11 protein-coding genes are annotated in these 13,576 nt (G+C 49.4%); 2 read left to right on the plus strand and 9 right to left on the minus strand.

The features are described from left to right. Window positions 1–35: 35 nt before the first annotated feature. The 5 genes from IAD09_09690 to clpB all read right to left on the minus strand — a co-directional run bounded on the left by IAD09_09690 (window position 36) and on the right by clpB (window position 6,429). The gene (locus IAD09_09690; protein ID HIT82492.1) at window positions 36–1,517 is read right to left on the minus strand and encodes a proline--tRNA ligase; all 1,482 of its coding nucleotides are present in this window, start codon (window positions 1,515–1,517) and stop codon (window positions 36–38) included. A 196-nt stretch (window positions 1,518–1,713) separates the two neighbouring features. Beyond that, on the minus strand, window positions 1,714–2,346 hold the full coding sequence (locus IAD09_09695; GenBank protein HIT82493.1) for an OmpA family protein: 633 nt from the start codon (window positions 2,344–2,346) through the stop codon (window positions 1,714–1,716). 8 nt (window positions 2,347–2,354) lie between these two features. After that, window positions 2,355–2,675, minus strand: coding sequence for a hypothetical protein (locus tag IAD09_09700; protein ID HIT82494.1), 321 nt, complete (start codon window positions 2,673–2,675; stop codon window positions 2,355–2,357). Window positions 2,676–2,737: 62 nt separating this feature from the next. Beyond that, window positions 2,738–3,688: an EamA family transporter gene (locus tag IAD09_09705; protein HIT82495.1), complete on the minus strand. Its 951-nt coding sequence runs from the start codon at window positions 3,686–3,688 to the stop codon at window positions 2,738–2,740. A 152-nt stretch (window positions 3,689–3,840) separates the two neighbouring features. Further along, window positions 3,841–6,429, minus strand: coding sequence for an ATP-dependent chaperone ClpB (gene clpB, locus IAD09_09710; GenBank protein ID HIT82496.1), 2,589 nt, complete (start codon window positions 6,427–6,429; stop codon window positions 3,841–3,843). A 307-nt stretch (window positions 6,430–6,736) separates the two neighbouring features. On the opposite strand from clpB, the gene tgt reads away from it, so the two are divergent. Together tgt and IAD09_09720 are read left to right on the plus strand one after the other, a co-directional pair. After that, on the plus strand, window positions 6,737–7,867 hold the full coding sequence (tgt, locus tag IAD09_09715; protein ID HIT82497.1) for a tRNA guanosine(34) transglycosylase Tgt: 1,131 nt from the start codon (window positions 6,737–6,739) through the stop codon (window positions 7,865–7,867). Between the two features lie 17 nt (window positions 7,868–7,884). Further along, window positions 7,885–8,955 (plus strand): LptF/LptG family permease, encoded by a 1,071-nt coding sequence (locus tag IAD09_09720; GenBank protein ID HIT82498.1) that lies wholly within the window; start codon window positions 7,885–7,887, stop codon window positions 8,953–8,955. A gap of 74 nt (window positions 8,956–9,029) precedes the next feature. Here IAD09_09720 and IAD09_09725 read toward each other — a convergent pair whose 3' ends face one another. The 4 genes from IAD09_09725 to IAD09_09740 form a co-directional block, all read right to left on the minus strand. Then, window positions 9,030–10,013 (minus strand): glycosyltransferase, encoded by a 984-nt coding sequence (locus IAD09_09725; GenBank protein HIT82499.1) that lies wholly within the window; start codon window positions 10,011–10,013, stop codon window positions 9,030–9,032. Continuing rightward, complete coding sequence (locus tag IAD09_09730; protein ID HIT82500.1) at window positions 10,010–10,948, minus strand: glycosyltransferase; 939 nt, start codon at window positions 10,946–10,948, stop codon at window positions 10,010–10,012. The genes IAD09_09725 and IAD09_09730 overlap by 4 nt, the downstream gene beginning before the upstream one ends. A gap of 140 nt (window positions 10,949–11,088) precedes the next feature. After that, window positions 11,089–12,621 (minus strand): lipopolysaccharide biosynthesis protein, encoded by a 1,533-nt coding sequence (locus IAD09_09735; protein ID HIT82501.1) that lies wholly within the window; start codon window positions 12,619–12,621, stop codon window positions 11,089–11,091. A gap of 39 nt (window positions 12,622–12,660) precedes the next feature. Beyond that, entirely contained in the window at window positions 12,661–13,572 is a 912-nt protein-coding gene (locus IAD09_09740) for a DUF368 domain-containing protein (GenBank protein ID HIT82502.1), read from the minus strand. Window positions 13,573–13,576 lie beyond the last annotated feature (4 nt).

The following is a 13,576-nucleotide window of genomic DNA, read 5'->3' on the forward strand; positions in this document are numbered from 1 at the left end:
GCTGGTGCCCTCTCTCTTTCTTATACTCCATTTTATCAATAAGCTCGGGCGAAAAGCACACGACGAGCCGACGGACGGCCGGTCACCATGCAAACACCCGGCGTGGTATCGCCTTCGAGTGGAATACAACGTATCGTGGCCTTGGTCTCTTCCTTGATACGCGCCTCGGTCTCGGGGGTTCCGTCCCAGTGAGCAAGAATGAAACCGCCCTCTTCGATTTTCTCTTTGAACTCTTCGTAGGTATCGACCTTGATAATGTGTTGAGTGCGGTAATCGTAGGCTTTCTTATAGATATTGGCCTGTATCTCTTCGAGCAGGTCTTTGACATATTGCTCGATATTGTCGCAACTGCGGGTCTCTTTTTCCAAGGTATCGCGGCGCATCACTTCCACCGTGTTGTTTTCGAGGTCACGACCACCGATAACCAATCGAACGGGAACGCCCTTCAACTCATAATCGGCAAACTTGAATCCGGGTCGCTTGTTGTCGGCATTGTCATATTTGACCGAAATACCCAGTGCCTGCAAGGCTTTGACGATACCCGAGACCTTCTCGTCGATTTGCGCGAGTTGTTCGAGACTCTTGTAGATGGGCACGATAACCACTTGTATGGGAGCCAAATGTGGAGGCAACACCAGTCCGTTGTCGTCGGAGTGCGACATGATGAGGGCACCCATCAATCGGGTCGAAACGCCCCACGACGTGGCCCATACATATTCGAGTTGATTGTCTTTGTTGACAAACTGCACGTCGAATGCCTTGGCAAAGTTCTGTCCCAAGAAATGCGAAGTTCCCGACTGCAAGGCTTTGCCGTCTTGCATGAGAGCCTCGATGGTATAAGTTTCCAATGCACCGGCAAAACGTTCAGTGGCCGATTTTACGCCTTTGATGACCGGCATGGCCATATACTTCTCGGCAAACTCGGCATAAACATTGAGCATTTTCACGGCTTCGGCCTCAGCCTCCTCACGGGTGGCATGAGCCGTGTGCCCCTCCTGCCAAAGGAACTCGGCCGTGCGCAGGAAAAGACGGGTACGCATTTCCCAACGCAACACGTTGGCCCACTGATTGCAAAGAATAGGCAGGTCACGATATGACTGAATCCAGTTTTTATAGGTACTCCATATAATGGTCTCGGAGGTGGGTCGAATGATGAGCTCTTCTTCGAGACGGGCTGCGGGGTCAACCACCACGCCCGAGCCGTCGGGCGCATTTTTCAAGCGATAGTGCGTTACCACGGCGCACTCTTTGGCAAAGCCTTCGACATGCTCGGCCTCACGGCTCAAATAAGACTTGGGTATGAGCAGAGGGAAATAGGCATTGACGTGCCCGGTGGCCTTGAACATATCGTCGAGCTGACGTTGCATTTTTTCCCAAATTGCATATCCATAAGGTTTTATCACCATGCAGCCGCGCACAGCCGATTGCTCGGCAAGGTCGGCTTTCACGACCAAATCGTTGTACCATTGCGAATAGTTCTCGCTGCGTTTGGTCAATTCTTTGAGTTCTTTTGCCATATCTTGTTTTTGTTAATTTTTCTTCTTGCAAAGATAGGGATAAATGCCGAATTTCGGCATCGCATTCCCTGAATCGATACGTTTTTTTGCCTTTCGCTCCTGCGTTATCGGGATTTCCGGTCCAATGCCGCCCACACCGAAAAGCATACAGCCAAAGGCTGCCGCGTCTTGAAAGAAAAGAGGAACTTATACCTTCCTATTGTTTCGCAGTCAACTTCTCTACCCAAGAGGCTGACGGAATGAGCCAAATCTCCACCCGTCGGTTTTCTTCCCGACCTTGATAGGTATTGTTACGAGCTATGGGTTCGGCCGCCCCTACTCCATAAGGGAGCACGATGGAGGTCGCGCCAAGCCGTTGTTTCAAAAGGGCCGCCACGGCATCGGCTCGCTGCTGGGAGAGTTGCGTTATGTAAGTGGCACTGCCGGCATTGGCCGTGTGTGCCGATACGATGAAACGGAAATCGTCACCCGGGAAAAGCGTCGGGAGTTTTTCGAGAAGTTCTTTCCCCTTGCCAGACAGTTCGGCTCCGTTGGGAAGGAACAGTCGCGAAGCAGGCACAGTGACACATGCCACCACGCTGTCGCGCATGGTCGTAACCTGTGCCGGGAAGATTTTGAGAAGAGAAGCTATCCGCTTCTGCATCGCTTCACGCACATGAGGTTTCGTTTCGGGAGTGAGGGTCAGCCAGGCAATATGCTCTCCGCGAGTCATGGCATGCCAATCGGGGGCTGGCGTCAGGTCTTTTTTCTTGACCGCATCGGCGGAGCCGGCGACAAGCATGCCGCAAACAAAAAGCAGCCCCGTGATGAAAAGAGGTCTTATTCTCATCTGTTTCATCAATCTTCGAAGACGCCCAAGGAGTCGCAATAATCCAACTCGCCCTCTACGACAGCAGCAATGTCTTCGTCGCTGAGAGTGTATATTTTCTCTTTTCGCGCACTGGCGATGACATACTCTATCAACTCGTCATCGGCAATCTCTACCGACTCTTCTTTGTCTTCATCGAGCAGGCCGCGCGACTCATAATAGTCATATACCAAATCGATAATATAATTTATCTGATTGTCGTCGAGAGCCAATGATGGATTGTTTTTGCGAATGAACTTTACGGCGTCGTCTTCGTCGTATGTGAGCAAATCATTTTTTTCGGTCGTCATATCATGTTGTTTTTATGAGATGTAAAGATACGCAGGAAGGACGATTTATGCAAATGCCTCCGTCAAATATTTTTATTCCGAGAATGACTTTGCGCCGCGAGTTCGGCATCGAGCTGGGCTCTCGACTTACTTTGGGTTACAAAATAGACACCCGAGAATATCAACAGCACGGCCACTCCTATCGAGAAAGAGAATACACTCAACCCCAACGCCACAGAGACTATCGTGGCAACAACTGGCTGGGCGTAGTTATACATGCTGATGATGGTAGGCCGCAACAGATGCTGTCCCGTCGTCATGAAAAGATACGAGAGGAACGTCGCGCCGAATACCACAAAAGCAAGTCGCCAATAAATCGAGAAAGGCAACGAGAGGTAATCGACCGCCAATATCTCATTGTACGAAAACGGGAGGAAACATATCGAGGCATAAAGAAAAAGCCACTTGCTCACCGTCACAGGGGAATAGCGAGATATAAGCCCTTTGAAAAGGGTAAGATAAATACAGAAACTGACTTGTGCCAACAAGCAAAGCAAGTCGCCCAAGGCATTACCCGAAGAGACTCCCCCATGCGACGAAGAGTTACCAAAAATAAGTATCAAAGCTCCCGAAACGCCCAACACGGTACCAATGACCTTCTTCCAAGTTATGGGTTCTCGCAGGAATATGGCCGAGAGTATCATCGTAATGATAGGTGGCATGGAGGTGATGATGGAGGCATCTACCGGAGAGGTGAGAGACAAGCCATAGATGAACATGCCTTGGTTGAACACGATACCAAACAATGCGGCAAAAAGCAACATGACTTTATCGCGACGCGTCACATGTTCGTGAGGGAGAAAAAGCGAAAGAATCCAAAAGGCGAAACAAGCCCCCAGCATACGATAGGCCGTCACGGCCGTAGCCGATACGGCGGCAAGAGCTTCTTTCCCTATTGGGGCATTCAGTCCCCAAATAATATTGGCAGCCAATAATGCGACATGGCCTTTCCAAGAAAAATCACTTGTCTTCATCAAAAATCAATACTTACTAAAAACCGCTGCAAAGATAGCGAGAAAGAAAATGACTACGCTCAATCTTATGCCAAATTCTATCACAGAATGAGTGTGGATTAAACAAAAAAGAGCGGGCTACCTTGGCAACCCGCTCTTTTATTTTCATGTTGTTAATTACGGAATATCAAGCCCGATGCATCGGCATCGATGACAATGGGTTTCTCCTTGTCGACTTTCTGTGCCAACAAATCTTTGGACAACTGGTTGAGCACATAACGATGTATGACACGTTTCACGGGTCTCGCACCGAACTCGGGATCATACCCTTGACGGGCAATGAAGTCGAGAGCCGCCGGTGTCACTTCGAGTTTCACATCATTGGCAGCCAAGAGTTTTCCGACGTTGTGCAACTGCATCGAAACGATTTCGCGTATCTGAGCCTCATTGAGCGGCGTAAACATGATCGTCTCGTCGATACGGTTGAGGAACTCGGGACGTATGGTCTGTTTCAACATATCGAGCACTTGATTCTTGGTCTTCTCGGTAATCTCTTCCCGATTCGTATCGTTGAGGTGCTCAAAGTTCTCGCGTATCAACTGTGACCCCATGTTGGAGGTCATGATGATAATCGTGTTCTTGAAGTTGACCAATCGGCCCTTGTTGTCGGTGAGTCGGCCATCGTCGAGCACTTGCAGCAAGATGTTGAAGATGTCGGGGTGGGCCTTCTCTATCTCATCGAACAGCACAACCGAATAGGGCTTGCGTCGAATGGCTTCGGTGAGTTGACCGCCTTCTTCGTATCCGACATATCCGGGAGGCGAACCGATGAGTCGCGTCACGCTGAACTTGTCTTGGTATTCGCTCATGTCGATACGGGTCATCATGTTCTCGTCGTCGAACAGGTATTCGGCCAAGGCCTTGGCCAACTCGGTTTTTACGACACCGGTCGTTCCCAAGAAGATAAACGAACCGATAGGACGACGCGGGTCGCTCAGTCCCGCACGGCTGCGGCGCACGGCGTCGGCAACAGCCTGTATGGCTTCGTCCTGTCCCACGACACGCTTGTGCAGCTCTTCTTCGAGATGCAGCAGTTTTTCCTTCTCACTCTGCAACATCTTCTTCACGGGGATACCCGTCCAGCGTGAAACGACATCGGCAATATCGTCGGCATCGACCTCTTCCTTTATCATCGCTCCGCCGCCCTGCTGCTCTTTGAGTCGGGCCTGAATCTCCTTTATCTCATCTTCCTTGGCCTTGATTTTACCATAACGTATCTCGGCGACTTTCTCATAGTTGCCTTCACGCTCGGCACGGTCGGCCTCGAAACGGAGATTTTCGATTTCGATTTTGTTCTGCTGTATCTTGTTGTGCAAGTTTCGCTCGGCCTCCCATTTGGCCTTATAACGAGTCTCTTCTTCCTTCAAGTCGGCAATTTCCTTGGAAAGCGAAGAGAGTTTCACTTCGTCATTTTCCCGTTTGATGGCCTCGCGTTCGATTTCGAGCTGTTTGATACGGCGGGAGATTTCGTCCAACTCCTGCGGGACGGAATCGATTTCGAGACGCAACTTGGCAGCAGCCTCGTCCATCAGGTCGATGGCCTTGTCGGGCAGGAAACGGTCGGTAATATAACGTTCCGAGAGTTTCACGGCCGCAATGATGGCATCGTCTTTGATACGCACCTTGTGGTGATTCTCATAGCGTTCTTTCAAGCCACGGAGGATAGAAATCGTACTCAACTCATCGGGCTCGTCGACCATGACAATCTGGAAACGACGTTCCAATGCCTTGTCTTTCTCGAAATATTTCTGGTATTCATCGAGCGTCGTGGCACCGATAGCCCGCAATTCTCCTCGTGCCAAAGCCGGTTTCAGAATATTGGCGGCGTCCATGGCCCCCTCTCCTTTACCGGCACCCACAAGGGTGTGTATCTCATCGATGAAAAGAATTATCTCGCCATCGGCCTGTATCACTTCATTGACTACGGCTTTGAGTCGTTCCTCAAACTCGCCCTTGTATTTGGCGCCGGCAACCAACGCGCCCATATCGAGCGAATAGATTTGCTTCGACTTCAAATTTTCGGGCACGTCACCGCGCACGATACGATGAGCCAAACCTTCGGCAATGGCCGTCTTACCGGTACCGGGTTCTCCAATGAGAATAGGGTTGTTCTTGGTGCGTCGGCTCAAAATCTGCAACACGCGGCGTATCTCATCGTCACGGCCGATGACAGGGTCCAATTTACCCGAACGGGCCCGCTCGTTGAGGTTAATGGCATATTTGCTCAACGAGTTGTATGTATCCTCGGCCGAGGCATCTTTCACTTTCTGCCCCTTGCGCAACTCGTCGATGGCCAATCCCAGTTCCTTCTCGGCGACACCGGCATCTTTCAAGATTTTCGATGCCGTGCAAGAGGTCTGCAAAATAGCCATGATTATGGCTTCGAGCGGCACGAACTGGTCGCCCAATTTGGACGAATAATCGACCGCCTTCTGCAATACGGTATTGCTCTCGCGACTCAGATAGGGCTCGCCTCCGCTGACTTTGGGCAACGAATCGACTTCTCGGTCAAGGGCAGTTTTCAACAGGGAGGTATTGACTCCCAGTTTTTGGAACAGGTAACCGATAAGACTCTCGCCCACATCCATGACACCCAACAAGAGGTGTGTAGGCTCGATCGACTGCTGATTGCGGCGCGTGGCCATATCGACAGCCTTCTGCACAGCTTCCTGCGACTTGATGGTAAAATTGTTAAAGTTCATATCTTATCACTCCTTTCTTTTATTTTCAGGTCTTTTACCTTTAAATCTGCAAAGCCAGTGCCAGAGTCGACAAATAGACAAGTCGTCTGTTTTTCAATCTCTTAGTATGACAAAACGGCAGATACCCAGAGTGCCGCATCGCGATAAACAGGTTATCGAACGTCAATTAGCGGTCTATTTTTCACTGCCATTTTGACGGGTCGATAGGAAGGCCGCCCCGTGCCGACACAGATTATAACACGTTTTAAAGGGCGGGAGTTGCGACAAACGGCAAGAAAAAGTTATCTTTGCAACGTATTTCATCTCTATGGATTTCATTCTACAACATACCGACCCGCAAAGCAATGCCCGAGCCGGCCTCATCACGACCGACCACGGAACGATAGAGACCCCGATATTCATGCCCGTAGGAACCGTAGGCAGCGTCAAAGCCGTGCATCAACACGAGTTGCGCGACGACATAAAAGCCCAAATCATACTGGGCAACACCTATCACCTCTATCTGCGGCCGGGGCTCGACATTCTCGAACGCGCCGGCGGACTGCACAAGTTCAACGGTTGGGACCGACCGATACTCACCGACAGCGGTGGGTTCCAAGTCTTCTCGCTCTCGGGCATACGCAAACTCACCGAGGAAGGCGTGCAATTCCGCTCCCACATCGACGGCTCGAAACATCTCTTTACCCCTGAAAACGTAGTCGACACCCAACGCATCATCGGCGCCGACATCATCATGGCTCTCGACGAGTGTACCCCGGGTGATGCCGACTATGCTTATGCCCGCAAATCGTTGTCGCTTACCCAACGATGGCTCGACCGGGGTTGGAAGCACATGAATGAAACCGAAGGGAAATACGGTTACCGACAAGCCTTCTTCCCCATCGTGCAAGGGTGTGTCTATCCCGAATTGCGCCGCGAAGCCGCCCGACATGTCGCCGACTTGGGTGCCGACGGGAATGCCATCGGCGGTCTGGCCGTAGGAGAGCCGACGGAGAAAATGTATGAAATGATCGAAGTCGTCAACGAAATACTGCCGGCCGACAAACCTCGCTATCTCATGGGGGTCGGGACGCCGGCCAACTTGCTCGAAGCCATCGAACGCGGAGTCGACATGTTCGACTGCGTCATGCCCACCCGTAACGGGCGCAACGGCATGCTCTTTACCCGCAACGGCATCATGAACATGCGCAACCGCAAATGGGCCGACGACTTCTCTCCCATCGAAGAAGGTGGCGCGTCGTATGTCGATGAGCAATACACCCGCGCCTACCTGCGCCACCTCTTCATCGCCGACGAACTATTGGCACTGCAAATCGCCTCGATACACAACCTGGCCTTCTATCTGTGGCTCGTGCGCGAAGCCCGCAAGCACATCATCGCCGGCGACTTCACTTCGTGGAAAAAAGAGACGGTCGTCCGCGTTACCCAACGATTATAATCTCCCCGGCACTGAATATGGTAAAAAAAATCGACCTATATATTATACGGAAATTTTTAGGGACCTACGTCTTTGCCATAGCCCTGATTATCTCTATCGTCGTGGTCTTCGATGTGAACGAGAAACTCGACGCCTTGCTCAAAGCCCCGCTCAAAGCGACCATCGTAGATTATTACCTCAACTTTATTCCGTACTTTGTCAGCCTGTTCAGCCCGCTGTTTACCTTCATATCGGTCATATTCTTTACCTCGAAACTGGCCGACAATTCCGAAATCATTGCCATGCTGGCCAGCGGCATCAGTTTCAAACGGCTGCTCGTTCCCTACATGATTTCGGCAGGCATCATCGCCGGTCTCAATTTCTACCTCAACAGCTACGTTATCCCGCCGGCAACGGCCACCCGCATCGAATACCAAAACACCTATGTCAAGAACAAAAAGGTCGACTACGCCAGCAACATACAACTGCAAGTAGAGCCGGGAGTCATTGCCTACATCAGCCGATATGACAACCGCACCAAGACCGGATACCGTTTTTCGCTTGAAAAATTCGACGGGAAGATTCTGAAATCAAGACTCATTGCCCAATCGGTCACCTATGACGAGAACTACCATTGGGTCGTAAAAAACTATGTGATTCGCGACTTCGACGGCATGCACGAGTACCTCTCCCGCGGTTCACAACTCGACACGCTCATACACATCGAACCGGCAGATTTCCTCATCTCAAAATATGACAGCGAACTGATGACCACCCCCGAACTGAAAACCTACATCGAACGGCAGAAACAACGGGGCGTGGCCAATATCATCGGCTTCGAAATCGAATACCACCGGCGTTTTGCCAACACGGCAGCAGCCTTTATTCTCACCCTCATCGGGGTATCACTTTCTTCCCGCAAGGTCAAGGGGGGAATGGGGTTCAACATCGCCATGGGTCTGTTGCTGAGTTTTTCCTATATCCTCTTCGACATGGTCTCCTCGACATTTGCCATATCGGGTGCCACATCACCACAAATCGCCGTGTGGATTCCCAACATACTTTACGCGTTCATCGCCATCGGTCTATACTTCAAAGCCCCGAAATAACAAATCCGTAATTTCTCCAGGTTTATTTTTGAGACAAGATACATGTTCACCCACAGCAATAGGGTGCGACAGTCTTATTTCACGTTCCGTCTCAACCACTTATACTTGACGTGCAGATAAACATAAAGCGCCATGCGGTAGAAAAAGCCCAAACGCATACGCCCCAATATCTTGCAACAACGTACTTTTCTCGTACGAGGAGGTTCCATGCCCCATCTTGTCCGATAGGTACGGGTCAAATCGTCCATCTGACGGTACCGTCCCAGCAAGAGATAGTTCTCGATGAGCTCGACATAAAGTTGAGCAAGTTGCCCGGAGCAACGATAAGCCGCCATGTCATCGCCAAAACGTTCGAGCATGAGTTCTTGCGCTTTCATGCGACGTTCGATAAGTATGCGACGTGTCCTTATCGTTTCCCGAGTCACGCTATCGGCACGCCCCCGTTCGCGTATCGTAACGATACGGTTGGTAAACAACATTTTGCCGGCCTCTTTATAAAAAGATAGGAAAAAGGCCCCTTCGTGTATGCGCACACGTTCATCGAACGGATAACGTTTCATTATCTCGGCATCGATGCAATGGATAAAATCCCCTCCTATCCGGCCACTCAAAAAGTCGAGGTAAGTCAGTTCCTTCGTTGTCCCGGCTTCCAGACGCATCGACGAATAATCGATGTCGTCGGGGGCGAACATGTAGTAGCGATAGCCGGGATTACTGCGTATTGTGGCATCGACAAACCTCAGGGCGTCACCGACAAAATAGTCGTCACTGTCGAGTATGATGATATAATCGCCTGAGGCGGCTCTTACCGCGGCATTGCGGGCGGCATTGGTACCCCGGTTTTCGGGGAAATCGATATAATGCAAACGGGCACTTTCCCTTGCCCACTTCTCACAAAGAGTTCCAGTATTGTCGCGGCTCCCGTCATTGACCACGATATGTTCTATTGCAAAGCCGTTTGCCTCGTCACCTTGGGGAGATTGATTGTCGACACTCCTTATGCAACGCTCTATACAGTCTTCTCGATTATATACAGGAGTAATGATACTGTATTTCATTTTTCTTTCTTTTTTGTCATCAAGGTGCGTTTTTTATGACGGGCAATGGCCATTACATAGGCGGCGTAAAATCGCGCCCGGCTCTTTATTTCCCAACCGAACATGGACTTGTAGGCATTTTTTATCGCCGCAAACGTACCTTTTTCCGAAGGATATTCCACAAATGAATAAATTCCTTGGTTGATGAGCCTGTCGCAATCATGATTCAATATGCGACACGTTTTTCCATCTTCGACCGAATAGGATTGGGCAATCTCCCGCAAACAATGAGCGGCACGGAACTGATGCAGGACCTTACGCAACGTATCGCGACTGGCACACGCCGATGTCGTATTGAGACGGTAAACATACACCGCTTCACGGCAATAGGCGATTTCCCTACAACAAGGTATCAGTCGATAGATAAAGAGGCGGTCTTCGGAATAGGCCAATCCATCGATAAATCGCACCTTATTTTCTCGAATAATGTCAGCACGGAACAAATATCCCCACAAGGCAAAATGCCTTATCGACGTCACGTCACACGGCAATACCTCATCGGGCCAGGAATGGAGAAGCGACATTTGTCCGTCTTTGAGCTTCATGGCGTTGGCAAGGACCACATCGGCATTGGTTGCCAAAGCTCTCTGCGAAAGAGTTGTCAAAGCACCGGGCAGGAGATAGTCATCGGCATCGACAAATGCAATCCAATCGCCCGACGCTCTCGCCAAGCCTTTATTACGCGCTTTACTGACACCTTCGTTCGGACCATCGATAAGTTTTATTGCCGAATATGTTTTTTCATATTCGGACAAAATGGACAAAGATTCATCGGTACTTCCGTCATTGACCATTATCAACTCATAATCGTTGAACGACTGAGACAATATACTGTCGATGCACGCCCGCAAATAACGAGCCGCATTATAGACCGGTATAATTATCGAAATCATCATCGCTCTGCTGATTTTAATAATGAATGAGAACAAAAGAGCCCAAACGCCTGAACGTCATAATTGCCAAACGGCCTCTTATCCCCTACAAATATAAGGATTAATCCCAAAGTGTACCACAAAACATCGGCAAGAAATCGCAATCAATGTTTGCTCGAAAGGTGCAAACGCCGAAGTCTTTGTAACAAAAAATTCCGTTCACCCGAGGTGAGGCCGATAAGATATATCAGCAAGAATATCACACACAGGCTCAGAAGCGAGGAAGAAACGAAAGAAAGGAAGTCGGGGTGCGGTTTATAAAAAAGGAACAACAACACGAGGAATGCGGTAATAAGAGAAAGAGGGGCTACAACCACCTGTAAATAACGCTTCACGGGCAACTGTATAAGGGGAAGAATATAATGTACACGCAACACCTGGGTAAAAAATTCGACACAAAAATATACCACAAACACCACCTCAGGTCGTGTTACGCCGCTTTTGAGAAGAAGATACGATATAGGAACAATCATCAGCAACGAACAACTCTCAATAATCTGCACCTTGCGTATGCGTCCCGTGGCATGGAGAGAGGTAAGTACCGACTGTTTGAGCGACTCCAATGTCGAAATGGCAAGTGTCAACTGCACAAAAACGACGGTATGTTGCGGGACCTCCCCCAACCACAAATGTAAAATATACTCGGCATTGATGGTGATGGGGAAACTCAACACCAGCATCAAGAAAAAGGCATATTTCGAGCTATACAGCACCAACTTGTGCATATAATCGAGGTCATTGGCCGCATAAGACTTGGTTATTTGTGGATTAATCGCAACCTGAAAGTTGGAAACAAACCGGGAAACAGCTCCCTGTACCTGCACCGAAATACCCCGAGCGGCATTGACCAACGGGCCGAAAAAGATATTCAGCAAAATATTCAGACCCTGGGTGTAACCGGCTATGGCCAAATTTCCCAATGAAGTCCACCCCGAATAGGCAAACATCTCTTTGAGGCGGTTCCGTTCGTAAACCAACGGAGCTTTACTCTCCGCAAAATTCCGTCGACAATAGAACGCATAAAAGAGACAAACGCCCAGTTGCAAAGCCAGCAAAAGCAAAGCATAGACGATGAGTTTATCGCCATAGAAACACTGTACGAGATATGCTATCGCCAAACGGGAGATTGCTTCAAAAACCGAAATATAGGCAAAAGCCTTCATCTGCTCGTGAGCAATAATCAAAGCATTGTATGGAGCCGTAAGGATTGATAGCATCGACGTAATCACCGAGCATTGGTAAACCCACATGGCAGCCGTCATTCGTTCGGCCGGGATAACCAGTTTGTTCAACAACAGCCACAATCCCAAAGTCTCGCCCAAAACAAAAATAATAACTGCAAAGATTATCTGTATAAGCCGGGTCGTGCTCACAACCCGCCTCAACTCATTGGCATCGCCTCCGCCGAGAGCCACCGTGATGTAACGCGACGAAGTGCGGGCCATGGAGTCGGAGATAAACAAAAAGATGGTAATAACACCCCCGACCACATTGTAAAGACCGAAATCGACCTCACCCAATGCCTGCAAAATCGTCCGCGAGGTAAACAGGCTCACGCCCATGATGAGTATCATGCGCAGATACAGGAAGAATGTATTGCGGGCTATACGCTTGTTGTTTTCGTGCTGGTTATCCATCGGGACGACATCAAGGCATTTGGGTCTTTACGACAAAAACTATTCGCTTTTCTTTGCCGATAATTTTTCCAGGAAGTAGACAAGAGCAAAACCGACCACCATTAAAGCAAATCCTGCGATAATATGCTCATTGGGCCAAATATTGTTTTCGATCAAAGGTTTCACTTCGTCATGGCTGTCGACATAAGTTTCTACCACCTCTTTCCACGGCCACACCTTGTTGAGCGAACCCAACATGAAACCGGTGAGGACCGCCAACGTGATGTTGCGAAAATGCTTCAACGCAAAAGAGAGTACCCGCGAGAAGCTCGTGATACCGAGCAATGCGCCGAACGCAAAAACACCCAAGACGACAAAATCGAGCGTATTGACCGCCTCCATGATGTAAAAATATTTCCCCAGCAAGACCAAGATGAAGCTGCCCGATATGCCAGGAAGAATCATGGCACAGATGGCAATGGCTCCGCAAAGGAAGATAAACAACAGATTGGTCGATGTCTCGGCAGGAGTCGCAACCGTGATGTAATAGGCAACCACTGCCCCGACAGCAAACCCCAAAATCGTCTTCCAATTCCACTCCTTGATGTCTTTTGAGACAAACCATGTCGAAGCCAATACCAGTCCGAAGAAGAATGCCCACACCAATACCGGCTCATTTACAAGCAAAAACGTAATGAGTTTGGCCAACGAAAAAATACTGATGCCAATCCCCAATATCAGAGAAAACAAGAAATTGGCGTTTATCGCTTTCCAAAAAGCAGCAATCTTACCCGTAAACAAGAGTTTCAACGAATGCATGTTGATGCTTTTTATTGAGTCTATCAACTCGTCGTATATTCCTACGATGAAAGCAATCGTCCCGCCCGACACACCGGGCACAACATCGGCAGCTCCCATACCCATGCCTTTCAGCATCAAAATCACATAATCTTTGGCACTTCGTTTTTCCATAAAT

It is taken from the genome of Candidatus Caccoplasma merdavium (assembly GCA_018715595.1).
Lineage (GTDB): Bacteria > Bacteroidota > Bacteroidia > Bacteroidales > UBA11471 > Caccoplasma > Caccoplasma merdavium.